This is a genomic window from Myxococcus sp. CA033 (assembly GCF_013336625.1).
Lineage (GTDB): Bacteria > Myxococcota > Myxococcia > Myxococcales > Myxococcaceae > Myxococcus > Myxococcus llanfairpwllgwyngyllgogerychwyrndrobwllllantysiliogogogochensis.
Genome location: NZ_JABUMU010000001.1, coordinates 845,711 through 864,549, shown reverse-complemented (window position 1 = coordinate 864,549; position 18,839 = coordinate 845,711). Strand labels below are relative to the sequence as shown.

The window sequence follows — 18,839 nt, the reverse complement described above, 5'->3', positions numbered from 1 at the left end:
GGGGCCCCCTGTCTCATGTCTCAGGGAGAGGGGGTTCGTTTGGACAGCACGGACCCCTCGGCCGACAGCTCGTAGACGAGCGGAATGCCGGTCGCCAGCTCCAGCCCCACCACCTGCTCGCCGGTGAGCTGGTCCAGCTTCATGACGAGAGCGCGGTTCGAGTTGCCGTGGGCGACGACGAGGACGTTCTTGCCCAGGCGGACGTCGCCGGAGATGGCGCGCTCGTAGAAGGGGAGCACGCGCCGGGCGGTCATCTCCAGCGACTCGCCATTCGGCGGCGGCACGTCGTATGAGCGGCGCCACAGCTTCACCTGGGCCTCGCCGAAGCGCTGGGCGGCGTCCGCCTTGTTGAGGCCCTGGAGGTCGCCGTAGTGGCGCTCGTTGAGGGCGGCGTCGCGGATGATGGGCGGGCGCTGGCCGAGGGCCTCCAGGATGATTGTGAGCGTCTCCTGCGCGCGGGTGAGCGCGGAGGTGTAGGCGACGTCGAAGCTGATGCCCTGGAGTGCGCGCGCGGCGAGGCGGGCCTCATCGCGGCCCTTCTCGGTGAGGGGCACGTCCACGAGGCCGGTGAAGCGGTTCTCGTGGTTCCAGAGGGACTGACCGTGGCGGACGAGTGCGAGAAGGGGCATGGCTCTCCCTGCTAGCGCAAGCCGGGCATCACGGCCAAGGGGCCCGCGCGCAGGAGCGCGACGGGGGTGACACCCGTCAGGCTCCGGAAGTCGGAGATGAGGTGGGCCTGGTCGTAGTAGCCGGTGGCCGCGGCGATGGCGCCCCAGTCTGGCGTGGCGGCGCGCGTGGAGGCCCGCATGGCGCGCTGGAAGCGGACGATGCGCGCATAGACCTTGGGGCTCATGCCCACCACGTCGTCGAAGGCGCGCCGCAGCTGTCGCTCGCTGACGCCCAGCCCTCGCGCCAGTGCCTCAATCCGGGGCAGCTCCTGTGACTGGGAGATGGCGCGGACCGCGCGGCGGACGACGTGCGCGGAGGCGGGCTCGAACACGTCACCGCGACGCAGGCGCTCGGTGAGCGCGGTCTCCAGCACCTGGACCTTCGCGGCCAGGGTGGTGCTCTCGTGCATCCGCTCACGGAGGTGGGCTCCGTCCTCGCCCCACAGGGTGTCGAGGTTGACGACGCGGTCGGTGAGGTGGGCCATGGGCACACCGAAGAAGGGGTAGGCGCCTCCGGCCTTGAAGCGCACGGCGACGGCCAGGGGCGGCACCTCCGTCCCGCCCTTCTGGAGCACATGCAGGCGCGTGCCGATGACATAGGCGTCGCCCCGGGTGTCGGAGAGGCGGACGATGAGCTCGGCCTCTCCATCGGGAAGGCGGACGTACGCGGGGCCGCCGCCCGCATCCCGGGGAACGGCGCGGAAGCCACGCACGAAGCCCGCGAGCGCGCCGTGGGCTTCGACCTGGAGCGACTGGGAAGTCACGGGGCCAGCATGCGGCACGCGAGGGGCGGGTTCAATCCGGGGCCAGGGCAGGCGAGCGCTCATGGCCGATTTCTCCAATCGACCCGAGGCCCGCGTTTCTACCTTGGGAGGGCACGACACCCCTGCTTCCCCCGAGGAACCTTCATGCGAGTCCATCACCTCAACTGCGGCACCCTGTGTCCCGCCGGCGGCGCGCGCTTCGTCCTGGGCGAAGGCGGCTTCTTCTCGCGGGCCCGGATGGTCTGCCACTGCCTCCTCATCGAGACGAATGATGGCCTCGTCCTGGTCGACACGGGGCTGGGGCTCAAGGACCTCCAGGACCCGACCCGACTGGGCCAGCGCTTCCTCCGCCGCAACTCGCCCCGGTTGGACCCTCGGGAGACGGCTGTCGCGCAGGTGGAGCGACTGGGCTTCCGGCGCGAGGACGTGCGTCACATCATCCCCACGCACTTCGACCTGGACCACATTGGCGGGCTCGCGGACTTTCCTGGCGCGCAGGTGCATGTCTTCCGTGACGAGCACGCGGCGGCCATGGTGCCGTCGGCGAAGAACGCGAAGTTCGGCTACCGGCCCGTGCAGTGGGAGCACCAGCCGTCTTGGAGGCAGTACGCGGTGGAAGGGGAGCGGTGGTTCGGCTTCGACGCGGTGCGCGTGATTCCGGGGCTGTCCACGGAGGTGTTGCTGGTGCCGCTCGTGGGGCACTCGCCGGGGCATTGCGGTGTCGCCGTGAAGACGGAAGGGTCATGGCTGCTGCACGCGGGTGACGCCTACTTCAACCACAAGGAGCTGAACCCCGTGTCACCTCGCAGTCCGCCGGGCCTGGCGCTCTTCCAGCGGCTGCGCTCGACGGACAACGCGGCGCGCCTCGCGAACCAGGAGCGCCTGCGGACGCTCGTGCGGGAGCACTCGGCGGAGGTGAAGGTCTTCTCCGCGCACTGCGCCGTGGAGCTGGACCGCTACGCGGTGGCACAGCCCGTGACGGCGGAGCGAAGTGGCGTCGCGTCTCCGAACCTGGAGCCCGCGCCCGGAGCGGGTGGTCGCGCCGCCTGAGAGACGTGCACGGGACGTGTCAGGCCTGTCGGCGCCGACGGGCCCGGTACAGGTCTTCGTAGAGGCCGAGGAGGAGGTGGCCTCCCAGGATGAGTCCCTGCTCGATGTCGCGCGCGGCCGCGGGTGACGCGTCGTAGGGCGCGTCGAGCTGGCGGTAGAAGCCGTCAGCGTGCTCCTCGTCGAGCGTGGCGTGCGTGGGGTAGTGCACCACCTGGTCCGCGGTCAGCCAGCCTCGCGCGACGATGCCGCGACCCAGCTCCACGGAGATTCCGCTGAACAGGTCCTCGATGATGCCGAACACGGCGAGGCCAGTGTGCGGTGTCTCGAAGCCGGCGATGCCCGTCAGCGCGACGTTGAACTTGCGGACCTCCGGACCGAAGGCGCCATCCTGGAGCCGCTCCCCGGACGCGCCGAGCCGCTCCAGGAGCAGTTGGAACGTGTGCTCGTGGCCGTGGGAGAGCGCGCCGCGCCCATGCTCATCGAAGACGTTCTCAACCAGCGGCAGGCGGAGCTCGGGGCGGGGAAGGCGGCTGGCGAGCAGGGCCATGGGCCGCGAGAAGTGCGCGACCGCCGAGAAGAACTGCAGCTGCGTCTCGATGAAGTCGCTCCGCTCGAACGAGCCGTCCTTCAACGCGCGCAGGTACGACGACGTCTCCAGGACGTTCCAGCCCGACTTCAGGCCAGCGATGTGGTGACGCAGGTTCAGATTTCGGAGGAGGGAAGGTGCACCCATGCAGGGGTTCCCTTAAGTCGGGTCAGGTCGAGAGAATAGACGGTGCAGACCGTGTCGGGAGAAATGCCGGCGTCCCGCAGCCAGTCGAGCTGCGCTTTCAATCGCTCGTCGAGCGTGAAGCAGGCCAGCGTGTCCGCGTTCCGCCCGGCGAGTTCCCGCCCGCACTCCCGGAGGTAATGCCCCCAACCCCGGGTCCAGGCGGTGGGAGGCGCCGCGAGGTGCACGAGCGGCCAGGGCTTGTTCGTCGAACGGAGCTGGAGGTCCTTGCTCCCCGACGTGGTGCACCAGCCCGCCCCTTCGAGCTTCCGGCCAGACGAGGGCCCGAGCACCAGCCCGTCACCTGGGACCTGCGTGGGCGCGCCCGCGAGCTCCAGCGCCGCGAGCCGCGCCGGGGGAACGAAGTAGAGCGCGAGCCGGCTCTCCGGCCGACCCATGCGCAGCGGGTTCCAGCCTCGCGCCGTGTGCATGACGTCGCCGCGCGCGCCCCGCATGGCGGCGCCGTACAGGAACCGGATGCCGCGCAGCGCGGGGATGCGGAACAGGTGCGTGAGCCCCTGGAAGATGAGCCTCCGCGCCAGTCCCGTGCCGCGCGCGTGCGGGGCCACCTTGAGGTCGCAGATGTAGAAGCCCTGGGCGGCGGTGTCGCCTCGCAGGACCTGCCGGGAGATTCCCGTCACGGAGCCCAGCAGTTGTTCGCCACGCAGCGCCAGCAGGAAGTACGCGTCCCCCATGGACGAGAAGAAGGGGTGGTACTCGGGTCCGTGGTCGATGAAGAAGTGGTCGGCGCCGTCGGCGATGGGGTACTCGATGCCCCGCTCGAGCTGGCGCAGTCGTTCCACATAGGGGCCGAGCGTGTCTGGCCGACACACCACGTAGCGCACGCCGCTCATGGTGCGGCGGTCCGTCGGAAGCCGACCTCGATGCGCTCATAGAACAGGCTGCGGTCCCGGGCCTGGAGTTGCTTGCCGAGCGCGTCGTCGAACACGAAGGCTGGACTGAAGAAGCGGCGGAGGTCTCGCTGGTTGTTGAGCTGTCGCAGCAACACGGCGCAGCCGGGGCGAGCCTCGCGTGACAGCAGCGCGGCCCACTCGGCGACGAGCGTGTCATCCGACCAGTCGAAGATGTTGGACAGCGAGATGACGTCGAAGCGTCCCAGGTCAGGCACGTCGGGGAGCGAGCCCTGCACCAGCGTGACGGGGAGCGGCGCCTCCGCGCGCAGGTACTCTGGACGGTCCTCGGGACAGTAGGCGCCGAGCAGCACGTGCTGCAGGTAGGGGTTGCGGTGGGCGTCCTCGCGCCGCAGCCCTCGCTCGAAGGTCGCCTGAAAGTAGCCGGGATAGGAGCCGGGCGTCGCGTGCTGGGTCGCCGCCGGGCCGAACATGGCGTGGAGGAACGGGTCCGCGAACGCGAGCTGGAATGCCACCGGCCAGAAGGACGAGGCGAACCAGCCGTCGCGCAGTGCGGCCCGTTCGGCGGCGGAGGTCGTGGGCGCGAAGAAGGCCGCCAGCTCGCGCGCTGGGGCCGCGAACTCCTCGAGGAAGTGGCGCAGGGTGCGGAACAGGCCCTCGAACTCGCCGCGCTGATTCAACCCCGTGGCGTCGGTGGCCCTCACGTTGAAAGCCTCCAGGCTCGCGGTGCCGAGGCTCGCGGCCTTCTCCCGTACGTGGGCGAGCTGTCGAGGGTTGAAGTCGAAGCCCACCAGCTCCAGGGATGGATTGCGCCGGGCCAGGGTCAGGAGCGTGCAGCCTCCGGACGCGACAGTGAGGAGGGCTCGGGCCTGGGTACGCCCGATGAGTTCCTGCTCCAGCTCCGGGTCTTCACGGACGACGGCGAATTTCAGACGGGGGGGCGTGGTGCTCAAGTCGTCGGCGGGGGGCGAGGGTTGCTTCGGCGAGGGGGCGGATTGTAGGGCATGATGTCACCCACAGGAACAGCCCATGCCGACGCTCTCATCGTCCCTTACTCCCCAGCGATTGCGTGAGCTGGAGCAGGTCGACGCCCGCCATCTGCCCCGGCTCGGGGTGTTCCTCGCGCTCTACGGTGTGGCGGCGTGGGGGGCAATGGTGCTCGCGCTGGAGGCCCTGCCGGCTGCCCAGGTCTGGCTCGCGCGTGGGCTGCTCTACGTCGTCGCGGCGGCCTCGCTTCACGGCATCAGCCTGTTCACCCATGAGGCCGTGCACGGTGGGCTCTCCACGCGGCCGTGGCTGAACAGGCTGGGCGGGATGCTGTGCGCGTGGCCCGTGCTGCAGAACCTCGCGGCCTACAAGGTGCTGCACCTGCGGCACCACCGGGACCTGGGCGGTGGGTTGGACCCCGACCACTACGCCAACTACACGGGACGACGCTGGCTGGAGCTGGCGATGCACGTGGGCCGGTTGCTGCTCGGATATCCCGCGTACATCACCATGATTCCCATCCTGGGCTGGAAGCACGGGACGGCGTCCGAGAAGCGGTGGATTGCCTTCGAGGTGGCGATGGTCGTCGCGGGGGCGGTGCTCGCGGGCGTCTTCGTGCCGTGGCCCGTGTTGCTGCATGCCTGGGTCATCCCCATGGTCATCATCAACACGCTGGTCAACATCCGGGGCATGAGTCAGCACACCTTCCTCACGCAGAGCAGTCATCCGGTGCGGGGCTCGCGGACCATCCTCTCCAATCCGGTGACGCGGTTCTTCATGTGCAATGAGAACTACCACCTGGAGCACCACCTGTACCCGCGAGTGCCCTGGTACAACCTGCCGGTGCTGCACCAGTCCCTGCGGACCGAGCTCGTCGAGCAGGGGGCGCCCTTCATCCCGTCCTATTTCTCGTTCGTCCGGGGCGTCTTCAGTGGCGCCCTGATGCGAGAGGCCCGGCGCGTCTCCTCCGCGGATGTCTGAGCGTCCCTTCCTTCACGAAGCGCTGCTGGCGACCTTCGGAGTGACGCTGTCGTGCGCGCTCCTGCTCGTGGCGGGTGCGCGGTCCGTCAGCTTCCTCCAGGTCGCTGGGGCCACGGCCCTGTTCATCCTCGCGGTGGCGGTGCTCGCGCGGCTGGACATCTGGGCGCACGTCTTCCGGGTGCGGCTGGTGCTGGCCTATGTGGCGACGTTCTTTTTCTACGCGTCGGTGAAGACCACCATTCCCGCGCTGGGGCTCGAGACCCAGGACGCGTGGCTGTTCAGCCTGGACGCGCGGGTGTTCGGAGGGAGCACTCCGTCGGTCTGGTTCCAGCGGTGGAGCGCGCCGTGGGTGCATGACGTGTTCAGCGCGAGCTATCTCGCGTTCCACGTGTACCTCCACCTCGCGATGGCCTGGGCGGTGGTGGGGCCCCGGGAGCGGGCGGAGCGCTTCTTCAGCCACGTCTTCTCGGCCTACGTGCCGGGTATCGCGGGCTACTATCTGGTGCCAGCCATCGGCCCCGTGGCGGCGTATCCCGAGTTGTTCACCGCGCCCCTCGAAGGAGGGTGGCTGACGCGGCTGAACGCGGCCGTCGTCGCGAGCGGCTCGTCCACCTACGACCTCTTCCCGAGCCTGCACGTGTACATCACCCTGGTGTTGCTGAGTCATGACGCGCGCGCGCATCCCTGGCGCTTCCGGGCGCTGGTGCCCGTGGCGGCGGCGCTCATCCTCTCCACCCTGGTGCTGCGCTACCACTACGCGGTCGACCTGCTCGCCGGTGTCGTCTGGTTCATCGCCTTCAGCGCGGTGTTTCCACGTCTCCAGACACGGTGGGCGTCCTGGCGGTGCGGGCTCCTCGCGGGCTCCGGGCCCGCGGTTCAACCCCGTCCTTGAGACGTCGCCCGCGTCTCGCTGTCACACGCTTGGCGAGGCATTGACGAATTGTCGCGCGGACGGCCGCGGACGGCCCCGCAAGTCCTCGGAATGTCGTGCGGGGCGGCTTGGAACGGCACGTGAAAGGCAAGGGGACAACAGGAGGAAGCCGCCATGGCCCGGTGCCGTCAGTCCCGTTCCCGCTCGTCTCCCGCCACCTTCACGTTCCTCGAGCGCAGCGCGCTCGGGGTGCTTCGACAGGAAGTCCTCGAGCTCATCCTCGACTTTGGACTTCGGACCCGCGCCGCGGGGGTGACACATGTCACCGTGCTGGAGCGCGACCTGCCCTTGCAACTCCAGGACTCGTCGCTGGCACGGCAGGCGCGGGGCTGGATTGTCCTGGTGAGTGATGACGAGCGCCTCATCACCTGTTACCGGCGCGGGGATGCAAGCGGTTTCATCCGCCGCAAGCCGAAGCATCGCCTTAACGGCGGACGCCCGCACCCCAACACGAGGACCCGTCGCGCACGTGACAGACACTCCACGGGCTACAGGGCCGGGTAGGGCTCACTGCTTCACAGTTGGGGTGTTCAATGACAGGCGCCCTTGTATCAAGCGCTGCGCGCCGCGACAGGCTTTGGAAGGTGAGAGGGCGCAATCCCTCTCGTTTCTGGAGTTTTGTATGCCCCGCACACCGCTCTTCGACCTGTTCCGACAAACCACCCGGAAGGCGCTCGCCGCCGAGTCACCGGAGGCGAACGCGCTCGAAGCCCGACGCGTGGCTCGAATGGACCGCCGCTCCGTGTTGAAGGGGGTGACGGCGCTGGGGATGGGAATGGCGGTGCGGGCGGCGCGGGCCGAGGAGGCGCGTCCTCCCTCCGCGCTTCGCGTGGGCATCGTCGGTGCGGGGCTCGCGGGCCTCGCGTGTGCCTATGAGCTCAGGTGCTCGGGTGTGCAGGCCACGGTGCATGAAGCCCGGGAGCGCACGGGCGGCCGGGTGTTCTCGATGGGAGGCGCGTTCGGTGGGCCGGTCATCTTCCCCGGGCAGGTGGTGGAGCGGGGCGGGGAGTTCATCGACTCCGGACACTCGACGATGCTGGGCTATGCCCGTGAGTTCCACCTGGAGCGGGAAGACCTCCTGCGGGTGACGGGGGACGTCTTCTACTTCTTTGGCGGACAGCTCTATTCCGAGGCGGATATCCTGGAGGAGTACTGCCCGCTCATCGCGGCCATCAACCAGGACTTGAGCAGGCTGTCCGAGGCGCCCACGGCGGCCGACCACACGGAGCTGGACCGGCGGTTCGACCTGCTGGACCTGGTGACCTACCTGGAGGCGCGGAACACGGGGCCCCTGGTGAAGGCCGCCATCATCGCCGCGTACGAGGCGGAGTACGGCCAGGCAGCGGATGAGCTGAGCTGTCTCAACCTGCTGTTCCTGATTCAGACCGAGCAGTGTCGACGGTTCGAGCCGTATGGCGAGAGTGATGAGCGGTATCGCCTGCTCGGCGGCAATCAGCAGATTCCACGCGAGCTGGCGGCGCGTCTGCCGGGACAGGTCCGACAGGGCGAGCGGCTGGAGTCGGTCAGGAAGACTCCGACGGGCGCGCTCGCGCTCACGCTGCGGCGCGGAAGCACGTCGTACACGGCGACGTATGACGTCGTGGTGCTCGCGGTTCCGTTCACCGTCCTGCGACGGGTGGAGCTGGCGGCGTCCCTGGGCCTGCCGGCGTGGAAGACGCGGGTCATCCGGGAGCTGGGGTACGGCACCAACGCGAAGATGATGGTGGGGTATCGCGGGCCGGTGTGGCGGGCGAGCGGGTGCAGTGGGGCGAGCTACTCGGACCTGATGAACCATCAGGCCACGTGGGAGACGAACCCGACGCGGGCGACAGCGGGCGACGCAGTGTTGACGGACTTCGCCAGTGGGCCGCGTGGGGCAGGCATGGACCCAGGCAACGTGGCGGGCGAGGCGGAGCGCTTCGTGGCGGCGATGGGCCGCGTGGTGCCGGGGACGGCGGGCGCGGTGAAGCGGGGTGTGGACCGGCGCATCGTCGCGCACCTGGAGCACTGGCCGAGCAATCCGAACGCCCTGGGAAGCTATTCGTCCTATCGGCCCGGGCAGTTCACGTCACTCGCGGGCACCGAGGGGACACCCGTGGGCAATCTCTACTTCGCGGGTGAGCACACCAGCTCGTTCTACGAGGCCCAGGGCTACATGGAGGGCGCGGCGGCGACGGGGAAGAGCACCGCCCAGGCCATCCTGGCGATGGCGAACGTGGCGGCGGCGTCCGGGTGACCCGTGGAGAAACAAGGGCGGGCCCGCCGGAGCGGACCCGCCCTCACGTACTCACGAAGGGAGCAGGTTACTGCGCGCAGTAGACGGCGCGCTCGAACTTGCCCGTCACTTCGACGATGGACGTGGCGCGAACCACGAACTCGCTGGCCCCGACGCGCGTGTCGGCATTGCACCAGTCATACGTGTAGCCCAGGCCCGTCCACGGGTACTGCGTCTTCTGCCAGAACCCATAGCTGGAGGCGAAGTTGGCGTTGATCCAGTTCTTGTGCTCGGTGGTGGCCGTGGTGGGGAACTGGAGGCCGCACGTGCCGTCGTCGATCTCCGAGTCCGGACAGGGGCGGAACATGTCTCCGGGCTTCACCCACAGCTCGACGATGTAACGCGCGTTGTCGCCTTCGGTCGCCGGGGGCAATCCCAGATACTGATTGACGCGCGGGACGAGCTTCTCCGCGGACACCGTCTTGCAGAATGTCTGGAGTTGGGGAGCGGCCGTGACCCAGACCTCGCGAGAGAGCGTGTTCGCTCCCAGGGTGTAGCCCTGGAAGGTGGTCCAGATGGCCATGCGCACGGCCGTCTTGGTCTCATTCCAGACAAGGTTCGGGTTGGACGGGCTGATGGCCCACAGCTGCGTGGAGATGTCTTCGGTCGTGGGCTCCGCCGCATGGCGGACGGCCTCCGTATAGGTCTGCGCGTCGCACGCCAGCGGTTCGGGGACAGGGTCCTTCGTGTCGTCGTCACCGCATGCGGCGAGGGACAGGAGCGCGGCGGTGGCGGCGAAGCATCGCAGGGGGCGCGAGAAAGCGCTGAACATCAGGTCAACTCCATGGGGAGGGTAGGTTCACAAGGAGTGTAGAGGAAGGAAGGCGGGGCACCAGCCAAAACGACCGCGCGAGACGCGAGCCCGCGGCGAGGTTCCGTGCATTGAAAGACAGCCATCCTCCCTTGGGGCTCAGGTACCGCCGCCACCGAACAGGCCGAGCTGCTCGACGCTGCCCATGGGGGCGACGGGGCTGTCGTCGGCGGGCAGTTCGCGGCGCACGGGTACGGTCGGGACAGGGGGCGCAAGCACGCGGGGCTCGGGCTCCCGTGGCGCGGGAGGGGGTGGGGCGGGTGTCGCGTAGACCTCGGGACGCCAGATGCCGTCGCGGGCCAGGCGCACGCGCTCACGCAGCTCCGGCAACAGCTCCGGGTCCATGGGAGCGAGGCGCTGGGCCGGGGCCGCCACGAGCGGCTCGAAGACCTGCACTTCCTCCAGCCACCACGCCACGGTGCCGCGACAGGACGCACCCGGGGGCCACCACCAGGCGTCCCGTCCAAAGGCGCGGGAGTCGTTGCCCACGGTGGACACCTCCGCGAGCCGGGCCATGGCGACATACGCGCCAGCGGGCAGCACGTCGCGGGTGGGGGATTCCAGGCCGTGTGCCCCGCGCAGCCACTCCACGGCCTCCTCGTCGTACTCACGGGTGGCGTAGAGGGCGAGCCAGCAGCCGAGCACGGCCTCGGGAGGGTGGAGCGGGTGGCGTCGCTCGGGGACACCGGGACGTGCGGGCTCCACGTCGTGGACGAAGACGCTCCACATGCCGTGGTGCGTGAGCGCCCACGTCCACGGCCGGCTCAAGGGCAGGTGGAACACTCCCATCCCCTTGCGCGTGTAGCGATAGGCGCCGGCGAGTGGGATGGAACTCATGGGGCCGCACCCTACACGACCGACCCGACATGATGCGCGGGCAGGAGGGCTCTCCGGACGGCCCGCCGCCGAGACGAAGACACCCGCCAGCCACGACGGCCAGCGGGTGCCGGTGCTTCACCTCACTTCGTGGCCGAGGCGCGACGCGGCGATTCCAGCTCGCGCTGCATGGTGTCGTCGCCCACGAGCAGCCCGTCGGCGAACATGGTCCGCTCGTTGGGGCTCAGCGACTCCAACTCCTCCGCCGTGCCCAGCTTGAGGTTGTAGACCTTGCCGTCGTACGGCACGCGCTCGGTGGCGGTGATGGTCGCCGTGCCCGTCTGCGTGCGCACGGTGTCCTTCACCTGGACCTTCTCCGCCGCGACCACCAGGCCCGAGGACAGCAGCACCGGGTGCTTCTCCGTCAGCCGCACGTCGTGGCCCTGGTCATCGCGCAGCCGGACCAGCGGCTTGGGCTCACGCCCGAAGATGAAGTCCTGCACGGTGAGCACCCGGCCGGCCGCGTTCGCACGCACCTTGTCACCCACGCGCAGCGTCTCGATGGGCGCCAGCTTCCCGTCCGCCATCGTGATTCGCGTGCCCTCCGCCAGGCAGCTGTTGAGGACGTTGAGGTTGAAGGGGTTTGCGGGCAGCGCCGTGCTCGTGAAGGTCACGATGCGCGGAATCGCCGGGCCGCCACACGTCGACAACCCGTAGAGCGTCATGGACAGCACCACCGGCTCATTCACGATGCGCTCCATGGTGCAGCCCGCGCCGCCGGACGCCGTGGTGTTCTGCGAGACGTTGACCAGCTGCTGAATCGTGCTGGTCCTCGCGCCCACCGGGAAGGCGTCCGAGAGGTCCGCCAACGTCGTACACGTGCCGCCCGACTCCGTCTTGATGAGGCGAAGCCGCGTCGTCGTCGCGCCGTTCTTCATCGCCTGGATGGTGCAGTCCGCCGTCGCCGAGGCCCCCGCGTCGAAGGTGCCCTGCAGGGGAATGTAGATGTTGGTGAAGTCGAAGGCGGAGCCCGGCTTGAAGGGGAAGTAGGCAGTGGGGTCGCCCGTCCAGGGGGCCCCCGTCTTGCGCAGCGCGAGCCCCGTGGACTGGGCCGGGAAGGGCGCCAGGGTGCCGCCAGCGTTGGCCACCATCGCGTAGTCGCAGTCCGCCCCGCCGCGAAGCTGGCAGGTGGTGAGGTTGATGTCCGGCCGAGGGCCCGGGCCCGCGAAGTGCGGATGGACCAGCGTGAAGGTCTGGGGCGTGGCCACCAGCGACGTCTCCAGGCTGGCGAACGAGACGTGCTCCTCACCCGTCTTGTCGTTGTGCGCCACCATCATCGACTCGATGATGACCTTGCGGTTGGCCTCCATCGACGGAGTCACGGACACGGTGGTGTCGTCGAACGTCCTGCCGTCGTTGTGCTCCTCGTTCGCGCTCGTCGACAGCACCGTCCGCTTCTTGCCCGCCAGGTCACTTTCATACGCGGTGACGTCCGTGAAGACGTGGGTCGAACCACCCGCGCAGGTGGCGTAGGGGCGAATCTGGAGCGTGGGCCGAGGGGCCTGGGCCTGGGCGTTGTCGGCCTGCTGGGCGCCCTTGCCTCCGGCGGTGCGCGAGTCCTCGACGTGGAGGAAGTGGTCGCAGTTCCATTCGGTGGGCTTCGGCTGCGGACCTCCGCGCACGGCCTTCGCCCGGGCGACGTCCAGCGTCTTCAGGGCGCGCGAGAAGTCCTTGGGAGGCGTCTGCTGCGCCACGAGCCCCTTGGCTCCCGCTGCACCTTGCGCCGCGACGGCCTCCTGGAGCCGGTGCTTCGCGTACTCGTAGTGGTCGTCGTTCGCCAGGTCCAGTTCGACGAAGTCCTCGTGCGGCGTGCGCTTCTCGAAGTGCGCGACGACGGCCTCACGTTGCTCTTCGACAGTCTTGGGCTTGGGTTGAGGTTTGATAACCCAGGGACACCCGGGTAGCAAAGACAGGCATGTAGCGAGAATGGCGAGACGGGTCGCACGACGACCGTGAGTAAAATTCATGACTCCCCCTCTGAGCAGGCCCTCGGTGAGCCCGGATAAGTACTGTCATACGCTCCGTGTTGAAAAGTCAACGTCTGACATATGGCATTGTGTATCGGTCAGGGACGACCCATCCCGTCGCATCGTGATGTCCGCTTCCAATGTGAAGGATTGTCTCGTCGAGCGTAGAGGGCCGGGCGCCCCGTGTTTTCAGGGGTGCTTCAGGGACAGGCTCACGCGCACATTGACTCCGTGCGCCGCATGAGGGACGGGGTGAGGCCATGGCGCTGCAGAAGGTCCCTGTCCCCCACGAGGTCGCCGGAGAGCGGCTGGATCGGTTCATCTCCAAGCACGTCCCCGGCTTCTCGCTGGAGCGTGCCCGGGCCCTCATCGAGGCGGGTGGGGTGCGCATCCGGGGCAAGAAGTGTCAGCCCACGCGGAAGCTGTGGGGTGGAGAGGAGCTCGAAATCGAGCGGCCGGAGCCGCGCGCCTCGCCGCGTTCCTCCGTGGAAGGGCCCACGCTGACGGTGCTCCACGACGACGCGGCGCTGGTCATCGTGGACAAGCCGCCGGGCCTCGTCGTGGAGCCGGAGGGGCGAGCGGCCTCCGTCATCGACCTGCTCGCCGCGCAGCGCCCTCCCTTCGACGTGGAGGGCCAGGCGCTGCCGGGCGTGGTGCACCGCCTGGACCGTGAGACGAGCGGCTGTCTGGCCTTCGCCCGCACGGACCCGGCGGCGGCGGCGCTCCTGCTCGCCTTCCAGGAGAAGCAGGTGGACAAGCGCTACTGGACGCTCGTGCTGGGCCAGCCTCCGGAGCACGGACGCCTGGAGGGGCCCTATGCGCGCAATCCCCAGGACCCGCGCCGCTTCACCACGAAGGTGCCCTCCGCGCGGCGGGCGGCGCTGTCGTTCGAGGTGCGCGAGCGGCTGGACGGAGCGGCGCTGCTGGAGGTGGACCTGGACACGGGGCGCACGCACCAGATTCGCGTGCAGCTCTCCGAGGCGGGCTTCCCGGTGCTCGGCGATACGCTCTACGGGACGGAGGCCGCGCGCGAGCATCCCGCGGCGAAGGCGCTGGGGCGTCAGGCACTCCATGCGTTCAGCCTGGAGCTGCCGAGTCTCTTGACGGGTCAGCCCGTGCGAGTCCAGGCGGAGCTGCCCGAGGACTTCCAGCGCGCGCTGGCCCTGCTGCGCCGCTGAGCGCGGGCGCGGGGCCGGACTCCACTCGAAGGCGTGGAGTCCGGCGGACGGCGAACTACTTCGGGTCCACCACGAGGACCATCCAGCGGTCCGTGGAGTGGTCGATGCGCACGTTGGCGGCACCGGCCTCCTGGAGCTGCTGCACGATGCTCTCCAGGAAGGTCAGGTGCTCCTTGGGCGCGTCCACGAAGACGTTCTTCGAGCCGGTGCCCTTGGCCTTGGGCTTCTTCGCGGGGGCGGCGCCGTTGAGCGCCTCCGGCGTCGCGGCGGCCTTGAGCTGGGCGGCGGCGTCCTCCACCACGGTCTCCGGCGCGCTCTCGACCTCGACCTCAGGCTCCTCCGCGACCGGAGTGGAAGCGACCTCCTCCTCGGCCTCCGCGCGCAGCTGGTTGAAGGTCTTCAGGTTGATGGTCGCCCCGAACTTCGTCTTGAAGGACTCCAGCGCATCCTTGCTGCTGATGTCCGGTTGCTGGCGGAAGAGGGTGAGCAGGAACGCGTGGCGCTCCTGGGTCTGCTCCTGGGAAGTCCTCGGCATAATCAAAACTCCTTCAACCCTTGGAAATGAAAGGCGGCGCAACCTAGCCGACGCTGTCCCGGGAGGAAAGGTGGTCGGGTGGACGCGGGGGCGGTGACTCTCCTGGTCCCTCGGCGGGCGAGACGGCCCGTGTGCCTGCCAGCCCTGGGCGCCAGCAGGGCGCTTCGTGTCCACCCTGGAGCCTCATGGAGACCGCTGCCGAGACGAACGTGCCCTCCCGTGAGTCCACCACATGGGTGGATATCTCCGTGCCCCTGCGGGACGGGATGGTGCACTGGCCGGACAACCCGGAGGTCCGCATCACCCGGGTGCAGGCCCTGGAGCGTGGAGACGACGCCACCGTCTCCCACCTGTCCCTGGGGGCGCACACCGGCACGCACGTCGATGCGCCCGCGCACTTCGTCCAGGGCGCGGAGGGAGTGGACGCGCTGGCCTTCGACAGCCTCCTTGGCGTGGCCCGGGTGCTGGAGATTCGAGACCCCCGCGCCATCCGCGTGGATGAGCTGAAGGCGCATGCGGTCCAGCCCGGAGAGCGCGTCCTCTTCAAGACGGCCAACTCCTCGCGGGGCTGGGCCGCGCAACGATTCCTGCCGGACTTCGTGTACCTGTCCCTGGAAGGCGCGCGCTACCTGGCGGAGCGGAGTGTTCGCACGGTGGGCATCGACTACCTCTCCATCGGCAGTCCGGAAGAGGGCGTGCCCACCCACCAGGCCCTGCTGGGCGCGGGGGTCTGCATCATCGAGGGGTTGGACCTGTCCTCGGTGAGCGCGGGCACGTACGACCTCGTCTGCCTGCCTCTGCGAATCGCGGGAGGCGACGGCGCCCCGGCGCGCGCCATCCTCCGGCGGCGCTGAGGCTCGGGCCCCACGGGCTTCAGGGGCTCGTCGCGCGGCGCTTGCGGCGCAGGTAGAAGGCGGCGCCGAGCACCGCCGGGAAGAGCAGCGCGCCGCCCAACATCATCAGTCGTTGGCGCTTGCCCAGCGCCTGTTGGGCTTGCTGGGCGCGGACCTTCTCGAAGTCCGGCTCGGGACAGGAGTGCCCGAAGGACCACCAGGGCTCGTCGATGGCGGCGCCCACTTTCAGGTACGTCTGCCACAGCCGCTGGACGCGTTCTGGCTCGCTGCTGGAGACGTAGCGCGCAGCGTGGCAGAGCATCATCGCGTACGCCTGGCTGCGCGGAGGAAGGAGCGCCGCGCCCCGCTGGGCGAGGTCCGCCGCCGTGGAGCGATAGTGGAAGCGCCACGGATACGGGGGCGCATGCGATTGCACACGCTGCTGCTCCGGCACTCCGAGGAGCGGTGTTCCGGACAGGGCCTCCCGGGACTGCTCCGCCCCGGCTGAGAGCTCTTCTTGTTCCTCGTAGGTGCCCAGGTCGTAGTTTCCATCCACCCAGCCCCAGTCCGGGGCGACCTCCGTGCCCAACATCTCCAGGCCCAGGCCGCGAGCGAGCTTCGCCGCCGTGAACAGCGCCTCCGCCTGAGTCACGGCGTCGTGGGCCTGGGTGCTCTGCTTCAGCGCGTCGGCGTACTGGCGCGCGGGCCCTTCCCACTGCGTGCCCCGGAAGTGCTCCAGCGCTTCATCGGCGCGCCCGATGCGCAGCAGGCGCCGCGCGAGCAGCAGGCGCAGCCGCTGAGACAGGTCCGCCCCTTCGCCGACGTCATCGTCGTACCAGAGCTGCCCCACCTCGGGCTTGCAGCGCTCCTCGCCGGAGGGCGGGTGGGCCGCGACGAAGCGCTGGAGTTCGTCCACGGACAGCACCCGCTCCGCCACGTAGGCCAGGTCCGGCCAGGAGCAGCTCGCCAGCATCCGCTCGGCGGCCTGGAAGAAGTCACCTCGCGCGAGCGCGAGCACCCCGCGCTCTCCCTCCACGCGGCAGAGGGGACGGCGCGGCACCATTCCCTCGCCCACCCAGTCCTCCGACGCCGGGAGCCCGCGCGCGGCCTCCGACAGATAGACCTCCGCGGACGACGGGTCTCCCCGGCGCAGCGCCAGCTTGCCCTTCACCCACGCCGCCAGCGGGGTCTGCCCGTGCTGGGCGAAACGCTCGGCCAGGTCGAACCGACCCGCGCGCCAGGCTCCCGCCGCCAACCGGTCCGCTCCCGCCAGCCCCTGCACCGACGCGAGCGCTTCCAGCACGGCGGCGAGGCCACCGCCCGATGTGTCCTCGGACCAGTACCACTCCTGGCCACGCGTCCACACGAAGGTGGTCATGAGCCGCTGCGCCAGCGGGTCCTTCAGCGCGGCGTGGAGCCGGGCCTCATCGCGGGCGAGCGCGCGTGCGACCATGAGCAGCGAGGTCACCGCGCCTCCGCTCCCATGAGCGGCCTGCTCCGCGTACAGCCGGATGGCGCCAGCATCGTCTCCCGCCCGGAGCAGGCCGCGCGCCTGCTCGCCCAGGCTGGCGACCGCGAGGCCCAGCGGGTCGTCGAAGCCCTCGCGCGCGAGCTGCCGCGTGCGCTCGAAGCCGTGCTGCGCATCCTGCTCGAAGCCCGCGCCCGCGTTGCGGCCCAGCATGAAGGCGGCGAAGGTGGAGTAGTGGCGGCGCTCCCCGGCCGGCAGCGCGAGCACGTCGTTGAAGCGGGCGCGCGCCGTCTGCGCATCTCCGCTTGTGAAGGCCCTGGCACCCGCCTCGTACAGCTCCGTCTCCCGTGCCCCGCCGCCTGTGCGTGCATCGACGGGCTCGTCTCCACCCTCCATCACCCGGAACGACTCCAGGGGCTTGGGAGCCAGTCGTGTGGCCTCGAGCGAGAAGGCGCCGTCTGGCAGCTCGCCGAGGGTGCCCGCGCGGTCCACGAGGAGTCGGTGGGGAAAGTCAGGGCCGCAGGCCTCGGCCGAGCGCACCGGCGCCAGCAGCATGAGGACGAGCAGGGAGGCCAGCAGACTACGGAGCCACAAGTGACACCTCGGTTCCCCGCACGAAGCCGATGACGCGTCGTTCGCCAGCGCGCAGGCGGGGAGGCGTGCGCGCCACGAGTGAGGTCCCTCGCGGGGCATAGCCGCCCACGCCGTCGAGGACCTCCAGGTTTCCAGAAAGGGTGAGGCGTGTGGGCGCCTCGGTGTCCACGCGGCCGGTGTTCTCGAGGACGATGTCGAGCGTGCCGCCTCCCGCGTCCACCAGCCGGGGCTCCAGTCGGGGCGTGAGCTTTTCGCCGCGCACCACCGCCGACAGCGTGCTCAGGCTCCAGGACTCCGAGTCGCCCGCGTGTCCAAGCCGGAACCAGACGATGCCCTTCACGCCCTTCACCGGGTGCTCCCGCAGGTGGGTGAGCAGGCGCGACACCTCGTGGGGCTCGGATGTCAGGAGGCGTCCGTCGCGAAGCCGTGCGCGGTAGGTGGGCAGGGCAATCCGGAAGGGATGGGGCGAGGCCTTGGCCCACGCCTCGATGAAGCCGCGGGCCTCCTCGGGGGTGAAGAGGGAAGGGGCGCGCACGGCATGCACCTGGACGACGATGTCGTCGGGGATGGACGTCAGTGGCTCCAGGGCGGGCGAGTTCGCCCAGGTGGGCAGCGCGGTGATGGAGAGCGAGAGGTCTCCGAGCCCGCTCCGCTCACGCGCGAGCCAGTCCGCGTAGGCGGGCAGGGAAGAGGTCGCGCAGTCATGGTCCACCTCCACGCCCCGGACTCGCACGCCGCGCGCCTTCCAGTCGCGGGCGAGCGTCACCACTTCCTGGAGCGACACGCCGTCGAGCGGCGCCGTCCCGTCCACGCGGAGGACGGCCACCACCTCGCGCCCCGTCTTCGCCAGGGCCGGCACGTCCACCGCCACTGTCACTGCGACCCGCGTGGCCCCGGAGCGCTCCCGCGCGAGGACTCGCAGGGCGCCCAGCTCCGAGGGCAGTTGCGTGAGCGCGTGCCCGAGCTCCGGGCTCCAGTCCCGCTGCCACACGTAGACCTCGTGTCCCAGCGGGGGCGCGGGGGCGCGGGCACAGCAGAGCAGGAGGCACAGCCCCACGCTCGCGAAGCTCGCGAGGACTCTTGGCCAGGACAGGGGTGGGGTGCTCATGCGGAAGCGCTGGAGGGCTCGCGGGGCTCGTCGAAAGGCGCGTGAGCCCACGCCTCACCATGGTGCCACAACGGCATGACGTGGGCTGCACCCCCACGTTCCGCCTGAATGCCAGGCGGGTCCGTTCACGTGCCGTGGGGGCCCTTCCCCCTCTGGACGGACCTTCCTCGGC

At 69.8% G+C, this 18,839-nt stretch carries 18 protein-coding genes; 7 read left to right on the top strand and 11 right to left on the bottom strand.

The genetic code is table 11. The features are described 5' to 3' along the window. Positions 1–20 precede the first annotated feature (20 nt). Positions 21–629 (bottom strand): 2,3-diphosphoglycerate-dependent phosphoglycerate mutase, encoded by a 609-nt coding sequence (locus HUA78_RS03340; RefSeq protein WP_141645474.1) that lies wholly within the window; start codon positions 627–629, stop codon positions 21–23. A gap of 11 nt (positions 630–640) precedes the next feature. Then, complete coding sequence (locus HUA78_RS03335) at positions 641–1,495, bottom strand: AraC family transcriptional regulator (protein WP_217439743.1); 855 nt, start codon at positions 1,493–1,495, stop codon at positions 641–643. An 81-nt stretch (positions 1,496–1,576) separates the two neighbouring features. On the opposite strand from HUA78_RS03335, the gene HUA78_RS03330 reads away from it, so the two are divergent. Further along, the gene (locus HUA78_RS03330) at positions 1,577–2,482 is read left to right on the top strand and encodes an MBL fold metallo-hydrolase (protein WP_174461444.1); all 906 of its coding nucleotides are present in this window, start codon (positions 1,577–1,579) and stop codon (positions 2,480–2,482) included. A gap of 19 nt (positions 2,483–2,501) precedes the next feature. Here the strand turns inward: HUA78_RS03330 and HUA78_RS03325 are convergent, their stop codons facing one another. The 3 genes from HUA78_RS03325 to HUA78_RS03315 are packed head-to-tail and all read right to left on the bottom strand — an operon-like array spanning position 2,502 to position 5,076. Beyond that, complete coding sequence (locus HUA78_RS03325; RefSeq protein ID WP_174453192.1) at positions 2,502–3,215, bottom strand: TenA family transcriptional regulator; 714 nt, start codon at positions 3,213–3,215, stop codon at positions 2,502–2,504. Continuing rightward, positions 3,185–4,105, bottom strand: a complete 921-nt coding sequence (locus HUA78_RS03320; RefSeq protein WP_174453193.1) for a GNAT family N-acetyltransferase — start codon at positions 4,103–4,105, stop codon at positions 3,185–3,187. The genes HUA78_RS03325 and HUA78_RS03320 overlap by 31 nt, the downstream gene beginning before the upstream one ends. Continuing rightward, entirely contained in the window at positions 4,102–5,076 is a 975-nt protein-coding gene (locus HUA78_RS03315) for a DUF3419 family protein (RefSeq protein WP_174466750.1), read from the bottom strand. Before HUA78_RS03315 ends, HUA78_RS03320 begins: the two co-directional genes overlap by 4 nt. Positions 5,077–5,152: 76 nt before the next feature. On the opposite strand from HUA78_RS03315, the gene HUA78_RS03310 reads away from it, so the two are divergent. The 4 genes from HUA78_RS03310 to HUA78_RS03295 all read left to right on the top strand — a co-directional run bounded on the left by HUA78_RS03310 (position 5,153) and on the right by HUA78_RS03295 (position 9,258). After that, positions 5,153–6,091 carry a fatty acid desaturase gene (locus HUA78_RS03310; RefSeq protein ID WP_174453195.1) on the top strand — a complete coding sequence of 313 codons (939 nt, stop codon included), beginning with the start codon at positions 5,153–5,155 and terminating at the stop codon, positions 6,089–6,091. Next, entirely contained in the window at positions 6,084–6,983 is a 900-nt protein-coding gene (locus tag HUA78_RS03305) for a phosphatase PAP2 family protein (protein WP_174475641.1), read from the top strand. The genes HUA78_RS03310 and HUA78_RS03305 overlap by 8 nt, the downstream gene beginning before the upstream one ends. Positions 6,984–7,136: 153 nt before the next feature. Next, positions 7,137–7,526 (top strand): hypothetical protein, encoded by a 390-nt coding sequence (locus tag HUA78_RS03300; protein WP_141645481.1) that lies wholly within the window; start codon positions 7,137–7,139, stop codon positions 7,524–7,526. Between the two features lie 118 nt (positions 7,527–7,644). After that, positions 7,645–9,258, top strand: coding sequence for an NAD(P)/FAD-dependent oxidoreductase (locus tag HUA78_RS03295; RefSeq protein ID WP_174475640.1), 1,614 nt, complete (start codon positions 7,645–7,647; stop codon positions 9,256–9,258). Positions 9,259–9,325: 67 nt separating this feature from the next. Here the strand turns inward: HUA78_RS03295 and HUA78_RS03290 are convergent, their stop codons facing one another. The 3 genes from HUA78_RS03290 to HUA78_RS03280 all read right to left on the bottom strand — a co-directional run bounded on the left by HUA78_RS03290 (position 9,326) and on the right by HUA78_RS03280 (position 12,891). After that, a complete protein-coding gene (locus tag HUA78_RS03290; RefSeq protein WP_174453198.1) occupies positions 9,326–10,069 on the bottom strand; it encodes a hypothetical protein in 744 nt (247 codons plus the stop codon). Between the two features lie 138 nt (positions 10,070–10,207). After that, positions 10,208–10,945, bottom strand: coding sequence for a hypothetical protein (locus HUA78_RS03285; protein ID WP_174475639.1), 738 nt, complete (start codon positions 10,943–10,945; stop codon positions 10,208–10,210). A gap of 122 nt (positions 10,946–11,067) precedes the next feature. Then, the gene (locus HUA78_RS03280) at positions 11,068–12,891 is read right to left on the bottom strand and encodes a Hint domain-containing protein (protein WP_174475638.1); all 1,824 of its coding nucleotides are present in this window, start codon (positions 12,889–12,891) and stop codon (positions 11,068–11,070) included. Between the two features lie 320 nt (positions 12,892–13,211). Here HUA78_RS03280 and HUA78_RS03275 point away from each other — a divergent pair, with 320 nt between their 5' ends. Next, a complete protein-coding gene (locus HUA78_RS03275) occupies positions 13,212–14,129 on the top strand; it encodes an RluA family pseudouridine synthase (RefSeq protein ID WP_174467435.1) in 918 nt (305 codons plus the stop codon). A 55-nt stretch (positions 14,130–14,184) separates the two neighbouring features. On the opposite strand, the gene HUA78_RS03270 is transcribed toward HUA78_RS03275, so the two are convergent. Beyond that, positions 14,185–14,664, bottom strand: coding sequence for a hypothetical protein (locus tag HUA78_RS03270; RefSeq protein ID WP_141645077.1), 480 nt, complete (start codon positions 14,662–14,664; stop codon positions 14,185–14,187). 185 nt (positions 14,665–14,849) lie between these two features. On the opposite strand from HUA78_RS03270, the gene HUA78_RS03265 reads away from it, so the two are divergent. Then, complete coding sequence (locus tag HUA78_RS03265) at positions 14,850–15,518, top strand: cyclase family protein (RefSeq protein ID WP_174475637.1); 669 nt, start codon at positions 14,850–14,852, stop codon at positions 15,516–15,518. A gap of 19 nt (positions 15,519–15,537) precedes the next feature. Here the strand turns inward: HUA78_RS03265 and HUA78_RS03260 are convergent, their stop codons facing one another. Together HUA78_RS03260 and HUA78_RS03255 are read right to left on the bottom strand one after the other, a co-directional pair. After that, positions 15,538–17,559 (bottom strand): hypothetical protein, encoded by a 2,022-nt coding sequence (locus HUA78_RS03260; RefSeq protein WP_174475636.1) that lies wholly within the window; start codon positions 17,557–17,559, stop codon positions 15,538–15,540. After that, positions 17,546–18,667 carry a DUF3142 domain-containing protein gene (locus HUA78_RS03255; protein WP_174475635.1) on the bottom strand — a complete coding sequence of 374 codons (1,122 nt, stop codon included), beginning with the start codon at positions 18,665–18,667 and terminating at the stop codon, positions 17,546–17,548. The genes HUA78_RS03260 and HUA78_RS03255 overlap by 14 nt, the downstream gene beginning before the upstream one ends. Positions 18,668–18,839 lie beyond the last annotated feature (172 nt).

What these genes read in the sequence shown, in the direction of transcription:
- HUA78_RS03340 (WP_141645474.1), bottom strand. Translation starts at nt 629, where the DNA reads ATGCCCCTTCTCGCACTCGTCCGCCACGGTCAGTCCCTCTGGAACCAC.
- HUA78_RS03335 (WP_217439743.1), bottom strand. Translation starts at nt 1,495, where the DNA reads ATGAGCGCTCGCCTGCCCTGGCCCCGGATTGAACCCGCCCCTCGCGTG.
- HUA78_RS03330 (WP_174461444.1), top strand. Translation starts at nt 1,577, where the DNA reads ATGCGAGTCCATCACCTCAACTGCGGCACCCTGTGTCCCGCCGGCGGC.
- HUA78_RS03325 (WP_174453192.1), bottom strand. Translation starts at nt 3,215, where the DNA reads ATGGGTGCACCTTCCCTCCTCCGAAATCTGAACCTGCGTCACCACATC.
- HUA78_RS03320 (WP_174453193.1), bottom strand. Translation starts at nt 4,105, where the DNA reads ATGAGCGGCGTGCGCTACGTGGTGTGTCGGCCAGACACGCTCGGCCCC.
- HUA78_RS03310 (WP_174453195.1), top strand. Translation starts at nt 5,153, where the DNA reads ATGCCGACGCTCTCATCGTCCCTTACTCCCCAGCGATTGCGTGAGCTG.
- HUA78_RS03305 (WP_174475641.1), top strand. Translation starts at nt 6,084, where the DNA reads ATGTCTGAGCGTCCCTTCCTTCACGAAGCGCTGCTGGCGACCTTCGGA.
- HUA78_RS03300 (WP_141645481.1), top strand. Translation starts at nt 7,137, where the DNA reads ATGGCCCGGTGCCGTCAGTCCCGTTCCCGCTCGTCTCCCGCCACCTTC.
- HUA78_RS03295 (WP_174475640.1), top strand. Translation starts at nt 7,645, where the DNA reads ATGCCCCGCACACCGCTCTTCGACCTGTTCCGACAAACCACCCGGAAG.
- HUA78_RS03290 (WP_174453198.1), bottom strand. Translation starts at nt 10,069, where the DNA reads ATGTTCAGCGCTTTCTCGCGCCCCCTGCGATGCTTCGCCGCCACCGCC.
- HUA78_RS03285 (WP_174475639.1), bottom strand. Translation starts at nt 10,945, where the DNA reads ATGAGTTCCATCCCACTCGCCGGCGCCTATCGCTACACGCGCAAGGGG.
- HUA78_RS03275 (WP_174467435.1), top strand. Translation starts at nt 13,212, where the DNA reads ATGGCGCTGCAGAAGGTCCCTGTCCCCCACGAGGTCGCCGGAGAGCGG.
- HUA78_RS03270 (WP_141645077.1), bottom strand. Translation starts at nt 14,664, where the DNA reads ATGCCGAGGACTTCCCAGGAGCAGACCCAGGAGCGCCACGCGTTCCTG.
- HUA78_RS03265 (WP_174475637.1), top strand. Translation starts at nt 14,850, where the DNA reads ATGGAGACCGCTGCCGAGACGAACGTGCCCTCCCGTGAGTCCACCACA.
- HUA78_RS03255 (WP_174475635.1), bottom strand. Translation starts at nt 18,667, where the DNA reads ATGAGCACCCCACCCCTGTCCTGGCCAAGAGTCCTCGCGAGCTTCGCG.